Genomic DNA, 20,749 nt, shown 5'->3' with positions numbered 1-20,749 from the left:
ACGCCAGATGCCCCGCGACCGGCAGCAGCGCGGCGAGCGCCAGCGGATCGGCGCGCACCTGCCACAAGGCCGCGGCCCACAGCGCCAGCGCCAGCGCGTAGCAGACGCCCACGCCGCCGCGCACGTGCCGCCCCATCCTGAGCGCCGACGAGCGGATGCCGACCAGCGCGTCGTCCTCGCGGTCCTGCAGCGCGTAGATCGTGTCATAGCCGACCACCCAGAAGATGCTGCCGGCGTAGAGCAGCACGCCGCCCGCGCTCAGCCAGCCCCACGCCTCGGTCCACCCGACCAGAGCCGCCCAGGAGAAGACCAGCCCCAGCCAGGCCTGCGGCCACCAGGTGATCCGCTTCATGAACGGATAGGCCGCGACCGGCAGGATCGCCGCGACGGATACGATCGCGGCGGGCAGGTGCAGTTGCAGCAGCACGATCAGCCCGACCAGGCACAGCAGCAGCAGCCACACCCACGCCGCGCGCATCGACACCGCGCCGCTCGCCAGCGGCCGGTTGCGCGTCCGCGCGACGCTCGCGTCCAGGTCGCGGTCGACGATGTCGTTGTAGACGCAGCCCGCGCCGCGCATCGCGACCGCGCCGACGAGCAGCCACAGGATCAGGTCCCAGCGCGCCACCGCGCCTCCCGCCAGCGCCACCGCCCAGGCGCCGGGCCAGAACAGCAGCCACCAGCCGATCGGCCGATCGAACCGCGCGAGCAGCGCGAACCCCCGCAAGCGCTGCGGCAGCCGCGCGACCAGCCCGCGATGCTCGCTGTCGGGCGTGATGTCGGAGGTGGGAGAGGCAGTCACGCCGCGGTCCCTACCGCCAATCGCGCCGCGTAGCCAAGCCGATGATCGTCGCGCCCGCGGCCTTAAATACGGCCGATTGCGCGCTTATGTGCCGATCCATGAAGCGCCTGATCCTCACCGCCCTCGCGGTCGCCGTCGCCGCGCCCTCGCTAGCGATTTCGCCGGCCGCTGCCGCGCCGGCCGCCAGCCCCGCCGCCAGCCCCGCGGGTACGTGGCGCAACGCGCGCGACAGCGTGCGCATCCGCGTGGCGCCGTGCGGGGCGGGTCTGTGCGGTACCGTGGTCGCCGCCGACCAGCGCGCGCGCGACGACGCGGCGGCGGGCGGCACCGACCGGCTGATCGGCACGCAATTGTTCCGCGACTTCCGCCGCGGCGCCGGTGGCGTGTGGCAGGGAACGGTTTTCGTTCCCGATCTGGGGCAGGAGTTCGCCGGCACCTTGTCATTGCAGGGCGCGAACACGCTGGTCGGCACCGGCTGCGTGCTGCCGGGGTTGTGCAAGTCGCAGACCTGGACCCGCGTCGCGGCCAGGTAAGCCGATGGTCCATATCTCGGTCGCGATCGGCCGCTTCTTCGAGGCGCTGTTCTTCGCGATCGTCCGCGTTGCCGGGGTCGTAACCGGCGCGGTGCTGGGGGTTGTGCTCGCGGGCGCGATCCTGTTTCTCGTCGCGCGCTGGCTGATCGGGCGCGGACGGAGGAAATGATGGGAGCCACCCCGGCCTGGCCGCCGCGCTCGACCCCGCGGCTGTTCGTGGAAGCGCCGCTCGGCGTCGGCGCGCTGACGCTGTCGGGCCCGCAGGCGCATTACCTCGTCTCGGTGATGCGGATGAAGCCGGGCGATCCGGTCAAGCTGTTCGACGGCGCGAGCGGCGAGTGGCTCGCGGTCGCCACCGACGTCGCGCGCCGCGACGTGACGCTCGACGTGCAGCGGCAGCTCGCCCCGCTTGAGCAGGTCCCCGACCTGTGGCTCTGCGCCGCGCCGTTGAAGAAGGGCCGGGTCGACTGGATGGCGGAGAAGGCGTGCGAGCTGGGCGTCGCGCGCCTCGTTCCCGTCGTCACCAGGCGAACCGTTGTCGATAAGCCCAATACCGAACGGCTCGCCGCGCACATGGTTGAGGCGGCCGAGCAGTGCGGCCGCACCGCGGTGCCCACGGTCGCCGAGCCGGTGAAGCTCGCCGCGCTGCTGCGCGAATGGCCGGCCGGGCGCCACCTGTTCTTCGCCGACGAACTGGGCGGCACGCCTGCCGCGGAGGCGATGCGCGGCGCCCCGGGCGCGGGCGCGATCCTGATCGGTCCCGAAGGCGGCTTCGACGACGACGAGCGCGCCGCGATCCGCGCACTTCCCCAGGCGATCGGCATAGCGCTCGGCCCCCGCATCCTGCGCGCCGACACCGCCGCCGCGGCGGCGGTCGCGCTATGGATGGCGTCGGCGGGTGACTGGCGGTAGCAGCGGCGGCGTGACCGACTCGCACTACGAACACCAGTATCTGAACCTCCTGCGCCGTGTGTGGGACGAGGGCGACGAGCGCCGCGACCGCACCGGCGTCGGCACGCGCGCGATCTTCGGCCCGCAGCTGCGCTTCTCGCTTAACGGCGGCGCGATCCCGCTCCTCACCACCAAGCGTGTCGCGTGGAAGACCGCCGCGCGAGAGATGCTGTGGTTCTTGACTGGCGACACCAACATCCGTGCGCTGGTCGAGCAGAAGGTCCACATCTGGACCGACTGGCCGCTGGACCGCTACCGCCGCGCGACCGGCGAACAGGTGACCCGCGACGCGTTCGAGGCGCGCATCCTTGCCGACGACGCGTTCGCCGCCGAGTGGGGCGACCTGGGCCCCGTATATGGCAAGCAATGGGTCGACTGGCCGACGTACCAGCCCGCCGGCGACGACCTCTACCGTCGCGACGCCGGCATCAACCAAATCGCGGAGCTGGTCGACGCAATCCGCACTAACCCCTCGTCGCGCCGGCTGCTGTTCACCGGCTGGAACGTCGCCGAGCTGAGCGGGATGGCGCTGCCGCCGTGCCACATGACCTATCAGTTCTTCGTTGCCGACGGCCGGCTCTCGGGGCTGCTGTGGCAGCGCTCGTGCGATCTGGGACTCGGTTTCGCGTTCAACGCCTTCTCCGCTGCTATGCTCGTCCACATGCTGGCGCAGCAGTGCGACCTCTTGCCCGGCGAGCTGGTGTGGAGCGGCGGCGACGCGCATATCTACCTGAACCACGAGCATCTGGTGCGCGAGCAACTGGCGCGCGAGCCGCGCGGCCATCCGCGGCTGGAACTGCTGCGTCGTCCGCCGTCGATCTTCGACTACGCGATCGACGATTTCCGCGTCGTCGACTACGATCCGCACCCGCACATCGCCGCGCCGGTCGCGGTGTAAGGGGAGGGAGCGATGGCATTCGACCTGAGCGGGCGCGTCGCGCTCATCACCGGCGCCTCCTCGGGGCTGGGCGCGCATTTCGCCGAGCTGTTCGTCGCGCGCGGCGCCCGCGTCGCGATCGGCGCGCGCCGCGTCGACCGGGTCCAGGCGCTCGCCGACCGGCTGGGTGACGCCGCGCTGCCGCTCGCCATCGACGTGACCGACGAGCACTCGATCGCCGCCGCGTACGACGCCGCCGAGGCGCGCTTCGGCACCGTCGACACGATCGTCGCCAACGCCGGGCAGGCCAACCCCGGCCGCTCGACCGACCTTTCCGCCGACCTCGTCCGTTCGACGATCGACACCAACTTTACCGGTGTGTTCCTGACCGTCCGCGAGGGCGCGCGCCGCCTGATCGCGGCGGGTGCGCGCGAGCGGGGGCACGGCCGCGTCGTGCTGATCGGCTCGATGACGGCGCACCAGACCGCGACCGGCGACGCGGCTTACGCGGCGAGCAAGGCCGCGGTCGCGCATCTCGGGCGCAACTTCGCGCGCGAGTGGGTGCGCACCGGCATCAACGTCAACACGATCCAGCCCGGCTACATCCAGACCGAGATCAACCGCGACTGGTTCGCGACCGAGGGTGGCCGCGCGCAGATCGAAGGGTGGCACCGCCGCCGCCTGCTGCCGATCGACGCGCTCGACGACATGCTGACCTTCTTCGCCTCCGACGCCTCGGCGCACGTCACCGGCAGCGTGATCGACGTCGACGACGGGCAGTCCCTGTGAGGCAGTCACTGTGAGGCAGTCGCTTTGAGCGTCACCTTCGTCCTCGCCCGCGCGACGAACGGCGTGATCGGCGTCGATGGCAAGCTGCCGTGGCACCTGCCCGCCGACCTGCGCCATTTCAAGGCGCTGACCACCGGCCGCGCGATGGTCATGGGGCGCAAGACGTTCGAGAGCTTCCCCGCGCCGCTGCCCGGCCGCCGGCACATCGTGCTGACGCGCGACCGCACGTGGAAGGCGCCGGGCGCGGAGGTCGTCCACGACTCCGCCGCCGCACTGCGCATCGCCGGCGCACACGTCGCGGTGATCGGCGGCGCGGAGATCTTCGCGCTCTACCTGCCCCGCGCCGACGCGATCGAGCTGACCGAGGTCCACGCGGCACCCGAGGGCGACGCGATCGTGCCCGCGTTCACCGGCTGGCGCGAGGTGTCGCGCGCCGACCACCCGGCCGAGGGCACGCGCCCGGCCTACAGCTTCGTCCGGCTCGAGCGGTGAGCGCCCACGGACTTGCCGCCCGGCACCGCGCCCCCTAGAGCGCGCGGCATGGAGCGCCTCGACGGCAGCGCCCCGGTCCCGCCGCACCTCGCCGGCGGCGTCGTCGCGCTCGGCAACTTCGACGGATTTCACCTCGGCCACCAGGCGGTCGTCGCGCGCGCGGTGGAGCGCGCGCGGGCGCAAGGACGACCCGCGCTCGTCGCCACCTTCGATCCGCACCCGGTGCGCTTCTTCCGCCCCGACGCGGCGCCGTTCCGCCTCTCCACGCTCGACCAGCGGGAGCGGTTGTTCGCCGCGGCGGGTGCCGACGCGATGGTGGTCTTCTCCTTCGACGCCGCGTTCGCCGCGCTGACCGCGGAAGCGTTCGTGCGCGAGCGGCTGGTCGATCGGCTCCAGGTCGCGGGGGTCGTGACGGGCGAGGATTTCACCTTCGGCAAGGGCAAGGTCGGCGACGCGGCGGGTCTCGCCGCGTTCGGCGGCGCGCTCGGCTTCACCGCGGAGACGGTCGGCGCGGTCGCGCTCGGCGGCGAAACGGTGTCCTCCACCCGCATCCGCGAGCTGCTGCGCGCCGGTGATCCGGCGGGCGCGGCGCGCCTCCTCACGCGCCCGTTCGCGATTTCGGGCGTGGTGCAGCACGGCGACAAGGTCGGCCGGACGATCGGCTACCCGACCGCCAACCTCGACATGGGCAAGTACCTGCGCCCCGCCTACGGCATCTACGCGGTGCGCGGGCATCTGGCCGACGGCCACGTGCTGAACGGCGCCGCCAACCTCGGCATCCGCCCGCAGTTCGAGCCGCCGAAGGAACTGCTCGAGCCGTATTTCTTCGACTTCTCCGGCGATCTCTACGGCCAGGCAATCGAGGTCGAGCTGATCGAGTTTCTCCGCCCGGAGGCAAAGTTCGATAGCCTCGATGCGCTGATGGCGCAGATGGACGCCGACTGCGCGCGCGCCCGCGCGATCCTGGAGCGCTGACGCCGCAACATGCGTTAGGACGCGCATGACCACGCTCGTCCCCGTTCTCGGCGATCAACTCACCCCGACGCTCTCCTCGCTCGCCGCGGCGGACAAGGCGGATACGGTCGTGCTGATGATGGAGGTCGCCGACGAGACGACCTACGTCCGCCACCACAAGCAGAAGATCGCCTTTATCCTCTCCGCGATGCGCCACCACGCCGCGGCGCTGCGCGCGGCGGGCTGGCAGGTCGACTACGTCCGCCTCGACGACCCGGACAACAGCGGCAGCTTCACCGGCGAGGTCGCGCGCGCGGTCGCGCGCCACGCCCCCGACCGCATCGTCGTGACCGAGGCGGGCGAGTGGCGCGTCGCTGCGATGCTCGACGCTTGGGAGACTTTGTTCGGCGTGCCGGTCGACATCCGGACCGACGACCGCTTCATCGCCACCCACGCCGACTTCGAGGACTGGGCCGCGTCGCGCAAGGTGCTGACGATGGAGTATTTCTACCGCGCCATGAGGACGCGCACCGGCGTGCTGATGGACGGTGCAGACCCTGCGGGCGGGCAGTGGAACTTCGACAAGGAGAACCGCAAGCCCGCGAGCCACGACCTGTTCATGCCGCAACCGCTCGCGTTCCAGCCCGACGAGACGACGCAGGGCGTGCTCGACCTAGTCGCCGCGCGCTTCCCCGACCATCCCGGCACGCTCGATGGCTTCGACTATGCCGTCACCGCCAAGGATGCCGCGCGGCAGGCCGACACTTTCTTCGCGCACGCGCTGGAGAAGTTCGGCGATTACGAGGACGCGATGCTGACCGGCGAGCGCCACCTGTGGCACTCGATCCTCTCGCCCTATCTGAACGCCGGGCTGCTCGATCCGCTCGACCTGTGCCGCCGCGCCGAGGCGGCGTACCGCGCGCGCAAGGCACCGATCAACTCGGTCGAGGGCTATGTCCGCCAGATCCTCGGCTGGCGCGAGTATATGCGCGGCATTTACTGGCGCGAGGGGCCGGACTACATCGAGCGCAACTATTTCGGCAACACGCGCCAGCTGCCCGACTGGTACTGGACCGGCGAGACCGACATGCATTGTCTGCGCGAGGCGCTCGGCCAGACGCTCGCCACCGCGCACGCGCACCATATCCAGCGGCTAATGGTCACCGGCAATTTCGCGCTGCTGATCGGGGCGGACCCGAAGCAGGTCCACCTGTGGTACCTCGAAGTCTATATCGACGCCTACGAATGGGTCGAGCTGCCCAATACGCTCGGCATGAGCCAATTCGGCGATGGCGGGCTGCTCGGCTCGAAGCCCTACGCGAGCTCGGGCGCGTACATCAACCGCATGTCGGATTACTGCGCAAACTGCCGCTACGACGTATCGAAGCGCGTCGGCGAGGATGCCTGCCCGTTCAACGCGCTCTACTGGGACTTCCTCGCCCGCAACGAGGACAAGCTCCGCCCCAACCGCCGCATGGCGATGCCGTACCGCACCTGGGATCGGATGAAGCCCGAGAGCCGGGCCGAGACCCGCGCGCAGGCGGCGACGTTCCTCGACCAACTCGACGCGAGCGGCCCGCCTTATTGAACCTGGTGGCCAGGCGAGCCCTCACGCCTAGGGGGACTCGCCTCCCTGAAAGGGAGGAGTCGAGGGTGGGTGGGTTGCGCACGAGAACCTCGTGATTGCAGCGTAGATCAGGTCCCGATCGGTGTCGCACCCCGACGTCGTCCCGGACTTGATCCGGTATCCCGCTTTCCCTTACCCGGCCGCCGCACCCCGCCACTGGCGCCATCCCCATACCCCGCTATGCTGCCCGGCATGGACCCGCTCGTCTCCACCCAGTGGCTCGCCGATCACTTGGCCGACCGCGACCTGCGCGTCGCCGACGCCAGCTACCACATCGACCTGCCCGGCGAGCCGAAGCGCGACGCCGCGGCGGAGTTTGACGTGGGGCACATACCCGGCGCAGTGTTCATGAACCTGGCCGGCTTCTCCGACCCCGACAGTTCGTTGCCCTCGACCATGCCGAACGCGGCGCGTTTCGCCAGCCGCATGGCGCGCGCCGGACTCGGCGACGGGGTGCGGATCGTCCTCTACGACGACGCCTCGCACGTCACCGCGGCGCGCGCCTGGGTGATGCTGCGCGCGTTCGGCTTCACCGACGTGGCGATCCTCGACGGCGGTCTCACCAAGTGGCGCGCGGAGGGGCGACCGATCGAGACAGGCGAACACATCGTCCGCCCGCGCCACGCGACCCCGCGCGCGCAGGGCAGGGACATCGCCGACATGGCCGAGGTCCGCGCCGCGCTGGACGGCGACGCGCAGGTCGTCGACGCGCGTGGGCGAGCGCGCTTCACCGGCGCGGAGGCCGACCCGCGCGCGGGCGTCGCCCCCGGCCACATGCCCGGCGCGCGCAACCTGCCGTACAAGCAGGTCTTCAACCCCGATGGCACGTGGAAGCGCGGGCAGGACCTGCGCGACGCCTTTGCTGCGGCGGGGGTCGACCCCGCGCGCCCGATGGTGATGACCTGCGGCTCGGGCATCACCGCCAGCATTCTCGCCTTCGCCGCGCACCTGCTGGGCCACGAGGCCGCGGTCTACGACGGCAGCTGGAGCGAGTGGGGCGCCGACCCCTCCACTCCCAAGGCGGCGGGTGACGCATGAGCGACCACGAAGACCTCCGCCCCGACACGCACCCCGACACGCACGTCGTCACCGCCGGGCGCCGGCGCGAGTGGACCGCAGGCGTCGTCAACACGCCGGTCTGGCGCGCCTCGACGATCCTCTACGACGATGTCGCGCACCTGCGCGCGAGCGGGGCGGCCGACACGCACCACCGGCTGTTCTACGGCCGCCGCGGCACACCGACGCAGTGGAGCCTCGCCGACGCGCTGACCAGCTTGGAGCCGGGTGCGGAGGGAACCTTTCTCTACCCCTCGGGCGTCGCCGCGATCGCCGCCTGCCTGATGGCGGTGCTCTCGCCCGGCGACGAGCTGCTCGTGCCCGACAGCGCCTACGACCCGACGCGGGCGATGGCGACCGGATTGCTCAAGCGGTTCGGCATCACCGCGCGCTTCTACGATCCGCTGGTGGGCGCCGGCATGGCCGAGCTGATCGGCCCCGCCACGCGCGCGATCTTCATGGAATCGCCCGGCAGCCTGACCTTCGAGGTGCAGGACGTGCCCGCGATCGTCGCGGTCGCGCAGGCGCGCGGGATCGCGACGATCCTCGACAACACCTGGGCGACGCCCTTGTTCTTTCCCGCGATCGGCAAGGGCGTCGACTATTCTATCCTCGCGTGCACCAAATACGTCGTCGGCCACTCCGACGTCATGCTCGGCTCGGTCACCGCCGGCCCCGGCCGCTTCGCGAGCCTTCGCGACACCAGCTTTCAACTCGGCCAGGTCACCAGCCCCGATGACGCCTGGCTCGGCAGCCGCGGCCTGCGTACCATGGCGGTGCGCCTGCGCCAGCACCAGGCGAGCGCGCTGGAAATCGCGCGCTGGCTCTCGGAGCAGCCGGAGGTCGCGCGCGTGCTCCACCCGGCGCTCGCCTCCTGCCCCGGGCACGAGACGTTCGCGCGCGACTTCCTCGGCGCGTCGGGGCTGTTCTCCTTCGCGCTGGCGGGTGGCGACGAGCGATCGCGCGCCGCGTTGATCGACGCGCTCGACCATTTCGGCATCGGCTACAGCTGGGGCGGGTTCGAGAGCCTCGCGCTGCCGGTCGACCCGGCACGCCATCGCACCGCGACCACGCCAGACTTCGGCGGCCCGCTCGTTCGGCTGCAGATCGGGCTGGAGGACCCGGCCGACCTGATCGCCGATCTCGCGCGCGGGCTCGCCGCGTTCCGGGACGCGCGGGCATGAACTTCGCCACCGACTGGCTGAACGAGAACGGCATCGCGCTGCCGGGGCAATTCGACCTGCTCGAGATGGCGATCGCGGGCGGGCTGGTGCTCGTCTCGCTGCTGCTCGGGCTGACCGCGGGCCGCGTGGTGGGGCCGCGCGCCGCCACCTGGTGGAAGGCGCACGTCGCCAACCATGGCGAGGGATTGTGGAGCCGCATGGCCGCGATCCTGCGCCACGGCAGCGCCGTGCTGCTGCTCGCGCTGGTGCTCGTGTCGCACGATTGGGTTCCTTGGGCGGGACTGCCGATCGGCATCGCGCTGGGCGCCGCCGCCGCCGCGCTCGCGCACGCGGTGCTGCGCGGGCTCGGCATGCCGCGCTGGGCGACCTACACCTTCTCCACCATCCTGTTCGTGGCGCTGCTCAGCCGCGCGGTCGGCGGGCTGGGGCCGATCACCGACACGCTTGACGCGGTCGGCTTCAACGTCGGTCGCCGCCGCCTGTCGCTCCTCGCGCTGATCTACATCCTCGTCATCGCGATCGTCATCTTCGCGGGCGTCCGCCTCGCCAACCGCGTCGTCACCCACACGATCGGGCAGGCGCGATCGCTTGATGCGACGCAGCGATTGCTGGCGCAGAAGCTGGCGAGCATCGGCATCATCGTCGCGGCGTTCTTCTTCGGCATCGATTTCGCAGGCATCGACCTGACCGCCTTCGCCTTCTTCTCGGGCGCGGTGGGTCTCGCTGTCGGCTTCGGTTTGCAGAAGACCGTCGGCAACCTGATCGCGGGCATCATCCTGCTGATGGACCGCTCGATCAAGCCGGGCGACGTGATCGTCGTCGGCGACAGCTTCGGCTGGGTCAACAAGATCGGGGTGCGCGCGGTCAGCGTGGTGACGCGCGACGGCAAGGAGCATCTGATCCCCAACGAGAATCTGATGACGCAGGAGGTGGAGAACTGGTCCTTCACCGACCGCAACGTGCGCGTGCGTATCCCGGTCAGCGTCGCCTACTCATGCGACCTGAAACTCGCGCAGACGCTGATGATGAAGGCGGCGAGCGACAGCCCGCGCGTGCTGACCAGCCCCAAGCCCAACGTGTGGCTGACCGCGTTCGGCAACGACGGGGTGGAGCACGAGATCCTCGCCTGGATCAGCGATCCGGAGAGCGGGGTCGGCAACGTCCGATCGGACGTGCTCAACCGCTTGTGGGTGCTGTTCAAGGACGCGGGGATCGAGATCCCCTTCGCGCAGCGCGACATCTACGTCCGGTCGTGGCCGAAGGAAATGCCGCAGGTCGGGGAGCAGGCGCCCGGCGCGTGATCGCCGGCGCGGTTTGACCCGTCATCCCCGACTTGGTCCAGGATCCCGCTGCCTTCTGCTGCCGTTCGCGAAGAAGCGGGACCCCGGATCAAGTCCGGGGTGACGTGGGTAGGTGAGGCGCAGTCGCCTTACTGCTGCGGCGTCGGGGTCGCCGCGGGGGAGGGGGCGGTCGCCTGCGTCGCGCCGGCGTTGGCGCCGCCCGCGACCGCGCGCGCGCCCTGGCCGTCGCCCTGCGGCGCGGCGATGATGTCGCGCGTCGTCTGGCCCTTGTCGACGACGTTGGTCTGCGGGTCGCCCACCGCGCTGCGGATACCGGGCTGCGCGACGTCGCCGCCCGCCTGCTCGACCACGCCTGCCTCGGCCTGGCTGCGCGGCGCGGGCGTGCCGAACAGCGCCTCCAGCGTCTGCCCCTGCGTGTTGGTGCCCTGCGTGCGCGCGGCACCCGGCTGCGGCGGGACCAGCGAGAAGTCGGGCGGGATCACCAGCGGCGCCTGGCGCGCGACCGCGAACTCGTCGGGCCGCGCGCGGTCGTAACCGCTCTTGCCGCACGCCGACAGCGACGCCACCGCGGCGAGCGCCGCGCCCGTGACCACCAACTTACGCATGTACGTTCTCCGAGGGATTCTTCGAAATCTCGTCCGGCTTGTCGCGGATCAGGAGCGCGCGCACCAGCAGAATCAGCACGCCGATCGTAATCGCGGCGTCGGCGATGTTGAAGACGAGGAACGGCCGCCACTCGCCGAAATGCAGGTCGGCGAAGTCGACCACGTAGCCCAGCCGCACGCGGTCGAGGATGTTGCCGATCGCCCCGCCCAGCACCAGCCCGAGCGCGAGCTGGTCGCCGCGCTTGGGCTCGCGCCACATCCACACCGCCACCGCCACCGCGATCGCGCCGGTGAACGCGACCAGCAGCCAGCGCATCGTCGCCGTCTCCGCGCGCAGCATCCCCAGCGACACGCCGTTGTTCTGCACGAAACGCAGGTCGAAGATCGGCAGCAGCGTGCGCGACGCGCCGAGGAAGTCGATGCCCAGCGGCCCGGTGACGAGCCACTTGCTGAGCTGGTCCACCACCAGCACGACCGCGGCGAGCGCCAGCCCGGCGCGGGGCGTCACCCGCGTCATGCCGCGACCCCGTTCGTCGCTTCGACACCCACCACGTCCTCGCACCGCGCGCACAGCTCGCCGTCCTCGCGCACCTCGGGCAGGTGCCGCCAGCAGCGCCCGCACTTATGGTAATCGGTCCGCGCGACGTCGACCGTGTCGCCAGCGCTCACCTTCGCGACGATGAACACCTCGGCCAGCGCGTCGAGCGGCAGCGGCGCCTCGGGCACCGTCACCTCGGCCTCCAGGCTCGATCGCACCGTCTTCTCGCGCCGCAGCGGCTCGATCGCCTCGGTCACGCGCTCGCGAAGCGCGCGCACCTCGCGCCAGCGCTGCGCGATATCCTCCGCCGCCGGCTCGGGCAGTTCGGGCCATTCGAGCAGGTGGACCGACGCGTCCGCGTTCGGGAAACGTGCCTGCCACACCTCCTCGGCGGTGAACACCAGCACCGGTGCGGCGTAGCGCACCAGCGCGTGGAACAGCGTGTCGAGCACCGTCCGGTACGCGCGCCGCTTCGTGTCGCCGGCCGCGTCGCAGTAGAGCGAGTCCTTGCGCACGTCGAAGAAGAACGCCGACAGGTCCTCGTTGCAGAAATCGGTCAGCGCGCGCGTGTAGCGGTTGAACTCGAACGCGTCCGCCGCACTACGCAGCTCCAGGTCGAGCTTGTGCAGCAGGTGAAGCACGTAGCGCTCCAGCTCGGGCATGTCCGCCACCGGGACGCGCTCGTCCTCGCCGAACCCGTCGAGCGCGCCCAGCAGGTAGCGGAACGTGTTGCGCAGCTTGCGATACGCGTCCGACGCGGTCGCCAGCACTTCCTTGCCAATACGGATGTCGTCGAAATAATCGGTCGACACCGCCCATAGCCGCAGGATGTCCGCGCCGCTCTCGCCGATGATCTTCAGCGGATCGACGACGTTGCCGAGCGACTTGGACATCTTGCGCCCCTTGCCGTCGAGCGCGAAGCCGTGCGTCAGCACCGCGTCGTACGGCGCGCGCCCGCGCGTGCCGCAGCTCTCCAGCAGCGATGACTGGAACCAGCCGCGATGCTGGTCCGACCCCTCGACGTACAGGTTCGCGCGCGTGCCCTCGCCGTAGCGCGCCTCGACCACGAAGGCGTGGGTCGAGCCTGAGTCGAACCACACGTCGAGGATGTCGTTGACCGGCTCGTACTCGGCCAGACCATACTGATCGCCCAGCAGCGTCTGGTGGTCCGCGGTGAACCACGCGTCCGCGCCGCCCGCCTCGAACGCGTGGAGGATGCGCGCGTTGACCGCCGGGTCGGCGAGGTACTGGCCGCTCGCGCGGTGGACGTAGAGCGCGATCGGCACGCCCCAGGCGCGCTGGCGCGAGATCACCCAGTCGGGGCGCCCCTCCACCATCGCGGTGATCCGGTTCTCCGCGCGCGCCGGCACCCACCGCGTCCGCGCGATCGCGTCGAGCGCGAGATTGCGCAGGGTGGGGGCGTTCCCTTCTAACCCTCTCCCCTCAGGGGAGAGCGTTGGGTGAGGGGCCGAAGTCTCACCGAGCGCAGCATTTCCGCTCAGCCCCTCACCCAAACCCTCTCCCCCAAGGGGAGAGGGCTTATCCGCCAAGCCCGCCGCCCGCGCCTGACCCGCCGGCAGGTCCATCGGAATGAACCATTGCGGGGTCGCGCGCTGGATCACCTTGGCCTTCGACCGCCACGAATGCGGATAAGAGTGCTTGAAATCATCCGACGCCGCCAGCAGCGCCCCAGCCTCGCGCAGGTTCGAGCAGATCGGACCATCGGTGGCCACGAACTTCTTGTTGATGACGCTGCCCTGGCCACCCAGCCACGCCCAGTCGGCACGGTAGAAGCCCGCACTGTCGACCGCGAACACCGGCTCGATCCCGTACTGCTTGCACAGCAGGAAATCGTCCTCGCCGTGATCGGGCGCCATGTGGACGAGCCCGGTACCCGCGTCGGTCGTCACGAAGTCGCCCGGCAGCAACGGCCGCGGCTTGGCGAAGAACCCGCCGAGGTGGTGCATCGGATGGCGAGCGAGGGCGCCTTCGAGTTGCGAGCCCTTACCAGACCAGATCGGCTTCTCTAGGTTCGTAGTGTCAAGCCAACCACGCGCTCCCGCTTGGCCGATCAAGTCTCGTGCAAGAATGTAAGTCTTGCCGCCATCTGAGATGGCGACGTACTCAACATCCTCCCCATACGCCAACGCCTGGTTGACCGGGATCGTCCACGGCGTCGTGGTCCAGATCACCGCGTGCGCGCCGACCAGTTCCGGCGCGTTCGGCGCTTCCGTGATCTCGAACGCCACGTCGATCTGCGTCGACACCACGTCCTCATACTCGACCTCGGCCTCGGCGAGCGCGGTCTTCTCGACCGGGCTCCACATCACCGGCTTCGCCCCGCGGTAGAGCTGGCCGCTCTCGGCAAACTTGAGCAATTCGCCGGCGATCGTCGCCTCGGCCGCGTACTTCATCGTCAGGTACGGGTCGGCCCAGTCGCCCATCACGCCCAGCCGCTGGAACTCGTCCGCCTGCACCGCGACCCACTTGTCGGCATAGGCGCGGCACTCGGCGCGGAACTGGTCGACCGGCACCTGATCCTTGTCGAGCTTCTTGGCGCGATACGCTTCCTCGACCTTCCACTCGATCGGCAAACCGTGGCAATCCCAGCCCGGCACGTAGGGCGCGTCGTATCCCATCAGCGAGCGGCTGCGGACGATCACGTCCTTCAGCACCTTGTTCATCGCGTGGCCCATGTGGATGTCGCCGTTGGCGTAGGGCGGGCCGTCGTGCAGGATCCAGCGCTCGCGCCCGGCACGCTCGCTGCGCAATCGGTCGTACAGCCCCATCTGCTGCCACCGCGCCAGGATCGCGGGCTCCTTCTGCGCGAGGCCCGCCTTCATCGGAAAGTCGGTCTTCGGCAGGAAGACGGTGTCGCGCCAGTCGCGCTTGGTGTCGGGTTGGTCGGCCATGATCGGGGTGCGCCTTAGCGCGTGGGCGCGCGCGAAACAAACCGGCAGGTGACGCGGGCGGCGCGCGCGCCTATCTCGCCGCGCATGACCCTTGCCCCCACCCACCTCGGCCAGTCCGTGCCGCTACCTACCTCGCCCGACGAGGCGGTGCTCGACTACGTCCCCAACCCGCGCCCGAACCAGACCTACCTGATCCGCTTCACCCAGCCCGAGTTCACCTCGCTCTGCCCGGTGACGAGCCAGCCCGATTTCGCGCACCTCGTGATCGACTACGTGCCGGCCGACACGATCGTCGAGTCGAAGTCGCTGAAGCTGTTCCTGGGCTCCTTCCGCAACCACAACGCATTCCACGAGGATTGCACCGTCGGCATCGGCGAGCGGCTGTTCCGCGAGATGCGCCCGCGCTGGCTGCGCATCGGCGGCTATTGGTACCCGCGCGGCGGCATGCCGATCGACGTGTTCTGGCAGTCGGGCACGCCACCCGAGGGGTTATGGCTGCCCGATCAGGGGGTTGCGGGCTATCGCGGGCGCGGCTGACCGTTCGGCGATCAGCTTGATCTATGTTGCACTGCGGTAAGCGAGTGCAACCAAAGCTTCACGGGCACGTTTGTTGTAGCGAGCGGTGGTCCGTCGCGGGCGCCGCTGAACCAGCAAAGGTAGAAGGATGAAGCAGTCGGTCGAACCGGGCGCGGTCAAGCATATCGCCCTGATCGGGAATTTCCTGCCGCGCAAGTGCGGCATCGCCACGTTCACGACCGACACGTACGAAGCCCTGCGAAAGCGTTTTCCCGACACCCGCGTCGACGTCTACGCGATGGACGACCACCCCGGCCGCTACGAATATCCCGAGGCGGTGACGGGCGCGATCGCGCAGCACGACCGCGCGGCCTATGTCTCGACCGCCCGTGCGATCGAGGCGAGCGGCGCGCAGGCTCTGTGGCTCCAACACGAGTACGGCATCTTCGGCGGCGATGCGGGCGCGCACATCCTCGAACTGCTCGACCGCACCACCGTGCCGCTGATCGTCACGCTCCACACCGTGCTGGAGAAGCCGGGCACGCAGGAGCGCGCAGTGCTCGAAGGACTGCTGCGCCGCGCCGCCAAGGTGATCGTCATGGCCGAGCGCGGTCGCGAGATCCTGCAGCGCGTCTACGGCGCCAACCCGTCCTCGATCGCGGTGATCCCGCACGGCGTGCCCGACCGCGCGTTCGTCTCGCCCGACGCGTTCAAGGCGCGCTTCGGCTGGCAGGGCAAGCGCATCATCTTCACCTTCGGCCTCTTGAGCCCCGGCAAGGGGATCGAGACGGTGATCGAGGCGATGCCCGCGGTCGTCGCGCGCCACCCGGACGCCGCCTATGTCGTGCTCGGCGCGACGCACCCCAGCCTCGTCGCGCACGAGGGGGAGGCGTACCGCGATCGGTTGAAGGCGCTCGCCGCGAGCCTGGGCGTCGACAACAACGTCGCGTTCATCGACGCGTTCGTCGACCACGACGACCTGATCGACTATCTCCAGGCCGCCGACATCTACGCCACCCCGTACCTCAACCCCGCGCAGATCACGAGCGGCACGCTCTCCTACGCGGTGGGCGTCGGTAAGGCGGTGATCTCCACGCCCTACGTCCACGCGACCGAGATCCTGGCGGATGGCCACGGTGTCCTCGTCGACTTCAAGGATGTCGCCGCCTTCGCGCGCGAGATCAACGACCTGCTCGGCAGCGAGCGCAACCTGGGCCGGCTCTCGCAGCGCGCCTATGCACGGGGGCGCACCATGATCTGGCCCGCCGTGGCGGAGAAGGCCATGAACGAAATCGCACGCAGCATCACGGCGCACCCTAAACGGCTCGCCGCCAATCCGGCGGCGACGCTCAAGGCACTGCCCGCCGACCTCGCCGCTGTCGAGCGGATGAGCGATTCGACCGGCATGCTCCAGCACTCGATCTTCTCGATCCCCGACCGCCGCCACGGCTACTGCATCGACGACAACGCGCGCGCGCTGATCCTGACGACGCAGATGGCCGACGTCGACGCGGTCACGCGCGACAAGTGGATGACGATCTACGCGTCGTTCGTCCAATATGCCTGGAACCCCGACAAGCGTCGTTTCCGCAATTTCATGAACTTCGACCGCACCTGGTGCGAGGAGGTCGGCTCGGAGGATTCGAACGGCCGCACGCTCTGGGCGCTAGGCGTCACCGCGCGCGACGCGGCGGAGGCGAAGCACCGCGACTGGGCGACCGCGATGTTCGACATGACCGCGAGCCTCGCCTTCGAGCTCGGCAGCCCGCGCGCGCAATCCTTCGCGATGCTGGGCGCGGCGTCAATGCTGGAGGCGTCGCCCAACCACCCGCTCGCGCTCGAGATACTGGAACGCTTCCCCGCGCAGCACCTCGCGCTGCTGAGCGAGGCGCGGCGGCCCGAGTGGGGCTGGTTCGAGATCGTGCTCGCCTACGACAATGCGCGCCTGCCCGAGGGGCTGATCCGCGCCGGCGCCGCGCTCGGGCGTCAGGAGCTGATCGACTGCGGAATCGAGACGCTGCGCTGGATCATGGCGAAGCAGACCTCGCCCGAGGGTCATTTCCGCGCGGTCGGCTCGGAGAGCTTCGGTCGCGAATATGCCGAGCCGCTGCCCTACGACCAGCAGCCGCTGGAGGCGCAGGGCACGGTCGAGGCGTGCGCCGCCGCGTACGACGCGACCGGCGACCGCCACTGGCTCGCCGAGGCGACGCGCGCGTACAATTGGTTCCTGGGCGCCAACGACCTCGACCTGCCGCTCGCCACCGCGCGCGACGGCGGCTGCTTCGACGGTCTGATGCCTGCCGGATTGAACCGCAACCAGGGGGCGGAGAGCATCCTGGCGCTGCAATTGGCGAGTTGCGCGATTTCGGGGCTTTCAAAGCGAGCCGGAGCCGTGGCAGGGAAGGCGCGCGCGGCCGCGTAGCCGAAACGCGTCGCGCAAACGCAAGGACGATTTCGCGAGGCGTATCTCTCTTGAACTTGTTCAATCATCGGCTGCGGCTTCACGCCGACCCGTCGCGCGTCGTGGTGCGTCCGTTCCACATCGGCTGGCTCGCCAACGGCAGCGGGATCAGCCGGTCGCAGCGCCTTATCAACGAAGTGCTCGAGATGGACGCGCAGCAGGCGCGCGATCAGCTCGACCTCGTGCTCAAGGACTTCGAGGCGCGTCACTGGCAGACGCGGCGCGTGTTCATGACGCGCTACGACGAGATCGCCTCGGCGCACGGGCTCGACGGCAGTCAGATCGACGATGAGAAGCGCCAACTGATCGGCGCCTATTTCTGCCACGAGTACAGTTATGCCGCCGCCGCGCTGATGAACCCCAGTGCGGTGCCGCATCCCGACCAGTCGGGCATGTCGCCGGGGTCGCAGCGCATCCTGATGAGTCTGCGCTCGGTCGGCGAGGGGCACATCTCCTCCGTCGCTTTCCGCGAAGGCATCATCGGCGAGGACAACGAGCTGAAGCTCGCGCCCGAGCCGCCGTTCGCGACCGCCGCCGACGCGGTCGGCAATGACGAGGAGGAGGCGCCGGTCGGCCCCGTCACCGTCTATCGCCACCGCGACAGCACGCTGTCGGGCACCGTCATCTTCCCGATCACCGACGCGCAGTCGAAGGGGCTGGAGGACTTGCGCCTCGTCCACTTCACGCACGATGACGGCACGGTCGAGTGGCTCGGCACCTACACCGCCTATAACGGCGCGACGATCCAGTCGGAGCTGCTGCGCACGCGCGACTTCCGCCAGTTCGACCTCGTGCCGATGACCGGCACCGCCGCGCGCAACAAGGGTATCGCCTTGTTCCCGCGCACGGTCGGCGGTCGCTACCTGTCGATCGGACGACAGGACGGCGAGAACCTCTACCTGCTCTCGACCGACGACCTGACCCACTGGGACGACGGCCAGTTGATCCTCAAGCCCGAATATCCGTGGGAGTTCGTCCAGATCGGCAATTGCGGCCCGCCGATCGAGATCGACGAGGGCTGGCTGCTGCTGACCCACGGCGTGGGCGCGATGCGCAAATACTCGATCGGCGCTGCGCTGCTCGACAAGCACGACCCGTCAAAGGTGATCGGCCGCACCCAGCAACCGATCCTCGCCGCCGCCGACCAGGACCGCGAGGGCTACGTGCCCAACGTCGTCTACACCTGCGGCGCGATGCGCCACGGGACCAAGTTGTTCATGCCCTACGGCATCGCCGACAGCTCGGTCGGCTTCGCCTTCGTCGACATCGCGGAACTGCTAAAGGCGATGTGACTCTTCTGCTCCCCTCCCTGGAAGGGAGGAGCCGGGGGTGGGTAGGGTCGACACGCACCGCTACGACTCTCTCCCACCCGTCATCGTGGCGCCGAGGATCGGCCTTTACTCGCCCGTGTCTTCGTCTCCGGCATCGCGAACAGGTACAGCAGCAACCCCGCCCCCGCGATCGCCGCCAGCGTCAGGAAGCTGATCGAATAGCCCGCGCGCACGATGATCGCGCCGGCGAGCGACGCCGACAGCGCCGCGCCCAGCCCCTGCGCGGTCGCGACCGCGCCCTGGCTGACGTTGAACCGTCCCGTGCCCTTGGTCAGGTCGGCGATCACGATCGGGAACAGCGCCCCAAAGATGCCCGCGCCGACGCCGTCGAGCGCCTGCACCCCGACCAGCCACCACGGATCGCTCGACAAAGTATAGAGCACGCCGCGCAGGCAGAGGAACGCGAAGCCGACGAGGAAGATCGGCTTGGTGCCCCAGCGGTCCGCGTTGCGCCCCGCGACCAGCGCGACCGGCACCATCACCAGCTGCGCCGCCACGATGCACGCCGCGGTCAGCGACGTCGCCAGGTCCTTGCCCACCATCCGCGCGAGCTGCTGGCTGACCGAGGTCAGCATCGCCGCGTTGGCGAGGTGGAACGCGAAGGCGATGGCGGCTAAGGTGCGCAGCGGCCCGTTCTCCAGCAGCGTGCGCCACGCGCTCTCGGTCTCGCAATCCTCGTCCGGCTCGCAGTCGAGCCCGCGCGCGACCGCATCGTCGATGTCGCGATTGTTCAACCGCGCGGTCGCCGCGATGCTCAGCGCGGTCAAAACCGCCATCATCCAGAACACGACGACGGGTCCGAACTTCCACGCCAGCGCGCCCGCCAGCGCCGCCGACACCGCGTTGCCGCCGTGGTTGAACGCTTCGTTGCGCCCGACGCGCGCCGCGAACAGCTTGGGCCCGACGATCCCCAGCGAGATCGCGGAGATCGCCGGCGCGAACACTGTGCCCGCCGCCGCCGCGATCGACTGCGTCACCGTCACCACCGCGAAGCCGCTGACGACGGGCAGCGACAGGCTGCTCAGCGTCACCAGCAGCGCCGCGATCATCACCACGCGCGGCTTGTTGCGGCTGCGGTCGATCAATCCGCCCGCGGGCGTCTGCGACAGCAACCCGACGATCCCCGCGATCGTCAGCACGAGGCCGACGGTCTGCTCGTTCCACCCGTGCGCTGGCCCGCGCACCGCGACCAGATAGATGGCGAGATACGGCCCAAGCCCGTCGCGCACGTCCGCCAGGAAGAAGTTCATCGCGTCGAGCGTGCGCCCGCTTCCCGCCCCGCCACCGTGCTGGCTCACGGTTTCCGTTCGATTGCCCAACGACGCGGTACGGCTCGCCATGATCGCCTCCCGCCCGCGACCTTCGCGAGCGCCGGCTTAACGTCCGTTAAGTGGAAAGGTACCGCCCCGGCACTAAATGCCGGGACGCGCTGCTATTGGTAGCGCAGCAGCCGGTCGAAGCCGGTGTTGGTCTTCGCCATCTTGCGGATTTTCCTGATCGCGGTGCGGACGTGGCGGTCGAAGCGCCGGTCGTCGTACACCCCGCGCCAGATATACTCGTCCCGCTCCAGCAGCGCGTCGAGCGCGGCGGTGAACGTCGCCTGGCTGCTCGTCGCCGCGTTCGTGCACAGCGACGCGCACACCATCTCCTCCGCCGCCGCCAGGTCGCAATCGTCCTGCCGGTCCCGGCCGTGGCGCTCGGCGGCGACCTGATCGGCGCGTGCGGCGGCGATCCGGCTCGTCAGCCAGGTTCGGACGTCGGCCTCGTTCCACGCGGTCGCTTGCTTGGTCATGGATCATCCGGTCGGGCCTGCGCCGCGC

General features: G+C 69.9%; 20 protein-coding genes. 14 read left to right on the top strand and 6 right to left on the bottom strand.

Annotated features, from left to right (window positions below):
• Window positions 1-802: 4-hydroxybenzoate octaprenyltransferase (locus tag ACFDS6_RS14110; protein WP_375272730.1), on the bottom strand; the 802-nt coding region annotated here is incomplete at its 3' end.
• A gap of 98 nt (window positions 803-900) precedes the next feature.
• Here ACFDS6_RS14110 and ACFDS6_RS14105 point away from each other — a divergent pair.
• From ACFDS6_RS14105 to ACFDS6_RS14055, 11 genes are all read left to right on the top strand, one after another.
• Window positions 901-1,335: a DUF2147 domain-containing protein gene (locus tag ACFDS6_RS14105; RefSeq protein ID WP_375272729.1), complete on the top strand. Its 435-nt coding sequence runs from the start codon at window positions 901-903 to the stop codon at window positions 1,333-1,335.
• 4 nt (window positions 1,336-1,339) lie between these two features.
• The gene (locus tag ACFDS6_RS14100; protein WP_375272728.1) at window positions 1,340-1,504 is read left to right on the top strand and encodes a hypothetical protein; all 165 of its coding nucleotides are present in this window, start codon (window positions 1,340-1,342) and stop codon (window positions 1,502-1,504) included.
• Window positions 1,504-2,247, top strand: coding sequence for a 16S rRNA (uracil(1498)-N(3))-methyltransferase (locus tag ACFDS6_RS14095; protein ID WP_375272727.1), 744 nt, complete (start codon window positions 1,504-1,506; stop codon window positions 2,245-2,247). The genes ACFDS6_RS14100 and ACFDS6_RS14095 overlap by 1 nt, the downstream gene beginning before the upstream one ends.
• A 10-nt stretch (window positions 2,248-2,257) precedes the next feature.
• The gene (gene thyA / locus ACFDS6_RS14090; protein WP_375272726.1) at window positions 2,258-3,184 is read left to right on the top strand and encodes a thymidylate synthase; all 927 of its coding nucleotides are present in this window, start codon (window positions 2,258-2,260) and stop codon (window positions 3,182-3,184) included.
• 12 nt (window positions 3,185-3,196) lie between these two features.
• On the top strand, window positions 3,197-3,952 hold the full coding sequence (locus tag ACFDS6_RS14085; RefSeq protein ID WP_375272725.1) for an SDR family NAD(P)-dependent oxidoreductase: 756 nt from the start codon (window positions 3,197-3,199) through the stop codon (window positions 3,950-3,952).
• A gap of 24 nt (window positions 3,953-3,976) precedes the next feature.
• Window positions 3,977-4,444: a dihydrofolate reductase gene (locus ACFDS6_RS14080; protein WP_375272724.1), complete on the top strand. Its 468-nt coding sequence runs from the start codon at window positions 3,977-3,979 to the stop codon at window positions 4,442-4,444.
• Window positions 4,445-4,492: 48 nt separating this feature from the next.
• Entirely contained in the window at window positions 4,493-5,419 is a 927-nt protein-coding gene (locus ACFDS6_RS14075) for a bifunctional riboflavin kinase/FAD synthetase (protein ID WP_375272723.1), read from the top strand.
• A 25-nt stretch (window positions 5,420-5,444) separates the two neighbouring features.
• The gene (locus ACFDS6_RS14070; protein ID WP_375272722.1) at window positions 5,445-6,986 is read left to right on the top strand and encodes a cryptochrome/photolyase family protein; all 1,542 of its coding nucleotides are present in this window, start codon (window positions 5,445-5,447) and stop codon (window positions 6,984-6,986) included.
• Window positions 6,987-7,217: 231 nt separating this feature from the next.
• Window positions 7,218-8,063 carry a sulfurtransferase gene (locus tag ACFDS6_RS14065; protein ID WP_375272721.1) on the top strand — a complete coding sequence of 282 codons (846 nt, stop codon included), beginning with the start codon at window positions 7,218-7,220 and terminating at the stop codon, window positions 8,061-8,063.
• Window positions 8,060-9,265 carry a cystathionine beta-lyase gene (gene metC / locus ACFDS6_RS14060; protein WP_375272720.1) on the top strand — a complete coding sequence of 402 codons (1,206 nt, stop codon included), beginning with the start codon at window positions 8,060-8,062 and terminating at the stop codon, window positions 9,263-9,265. The genes ACFDS6_RS14065 and metC overlap by 4 nt, the downstream gene beginning before the upstream one ends.
• Window positions 9,262-10,566, top strand: coding sequence for a mechanosensitive ion channel family protein (locus ACFDS6_RS14055; protein WP_375272719.1), 1,305 nt, complete (start codon window positions 9,262-9,264; stop codon window positions 10,564-10,566). Before metC ends, ACFDS6_RS14055 begins: the two co-directional genes overlap by 4 nt.
• A gap of 128 nt (window positions 10,567-10,694) precedes the next feature.
• Here the strand turns inward: ACFDS6_RS14055 and ACFDS6_RS14050 are convergent, their stop codons facing one another.
• The 3 genes from ACFDS6_RS14050 to ileS are packed head-to-tail and all read right to left on the bottom strand — an operon-like array spanning window position 10,695 to window position 14,621.
• Complete coding sequence (locus ACFDS6_RS14050) at window positions 10,695-11,171, bottom strand: DUF3035 domain-containing protein (RefSeq protein WP_375272718.1); 477 nt, start codon at window positions 11,169-11,171, stop codon at window positions 10,695-10,697.
• Complete coding sequence (lspA, locus tag ACFDS6_RS14045; RefSeq protein ID WP_375272717.1) at window positions 11,164-11,688, bottom strand: signal peptidase II; 525 nt, start codon at window positions 11,686-11,688, stop codon at window positions 11,164-11,166. Before lspA ends, ACFDS6_RS14050 begins: the two co-directional genes overlap by 8 nt.
• Window positions 11,685-14,621 (bottom strand): isoleucine--tRNA ligase, encoded by a 2,937-nt coding sequence (ileS, locus tag ACFDS6_RS14040; RefSeq protein WP_375272716.1) that lies wholly within the window; start codon window positions 14,619-14,621, stop codon window positions 11,685-11,687. The genes lspA and ileS overlap by 4 nt, the downstream gene beginning before the upstream one ends.
• A gap of 84 nt (window positions 14,622-14,705) precedes the next feature.
• Here ileS and queF point away from each other — a divergent pair, with 84 nt between their 5' ends.
• From queF to ACFDS6_RS14025, 3 genes are all read left to right on the top strand, one after another.
• Window positions 14,706-15,158: a preQ(1) synthase gene (queF, locus tag ACFDS6_RS14035; RefSeq protein WP_375272715.1), complete on the top strand. Its 453-nt coding sequence runs from the start codon at window positions 14,706-14,708 to the stop codon at window positions 15,156-15,158.
• A gap of 127 nt (window positions 15,159-15,285) precedes the next feature.
• The gene (locus tag ACFDS6_RS14030) at window positions 15,286-17,559 is read left to right on the top strand and encodes a glycosyltransferase (RefSeq protein WP_375272714.1); all 2,274 of its coding nucleotides are present in this window, start codon (window positions 15,286-15,288) and stop codon (window positions 17,557-17,559) included.
• A 50-nt stretch (window positions 17,560-17,609) separates the two neighbouring features.
• A complete protein-coding gene (locus ACFDS6_RS14025) occupies window positions 17,610-18,890 on the top strand; it encodes a glycoside hydrolase family 130 protein (protein ID WP_375272713.1) in 1,281 nt (426 codons plus the stop codon).
• Between the two features lie 80 nt (window positions 18,891-18,970).
• On the opposite strand, the gene ACFDS6_RS14020 is transcribed toward ACFDS6_RS14025, so the two are convergent.
• Together ACFDS6_RS14020 and ACFDS6_RS14015 are read right to left on the bottom strand one after the other, a co-directional pair.
• Window positions 18,971-20,227 (bottom strand): MFS transporter, encoded by a 1,257-nt coding sequence (locus ACFDS6_RS14020; RefSeq protein ID WP_375272712.1) that lies wholly within the window; start codon window positions 20,225-20,227, stop codon window positions 18,971-18,973.
• A gap of 134 nt (window positions 20,228-20,361) precedes the next feature.
• Window positions 20,362-20,721 carry a hypothetical protein gene (locus ACFDS6_RS14015; RefSeq protein WP_375272711.1) on the bottom strand — a complete coding sequence of 120 codons (360 nt, stop codon included), beginning with the start codon at window positions 20,719-20,721 and terminating at the stop codon, window positions 20,362-20,364.
• Window positions 20,722-20,749: the final 28 nt, after the last annotated feature.

It is taken from the genome of Sphingomonas sp. (assembly GCF_042095875.1).
In the GTDB taxonomy this organism is placed as follows: domain Bacteria; phylum Pseudomonadota; class Alphaproteobacteria; order Sphingomonadales; family Sphingomonadaceae; genus Sphingomonas.
This window is presented reverse-complemented; position numbering and strand designations above follow the sequence as displayed.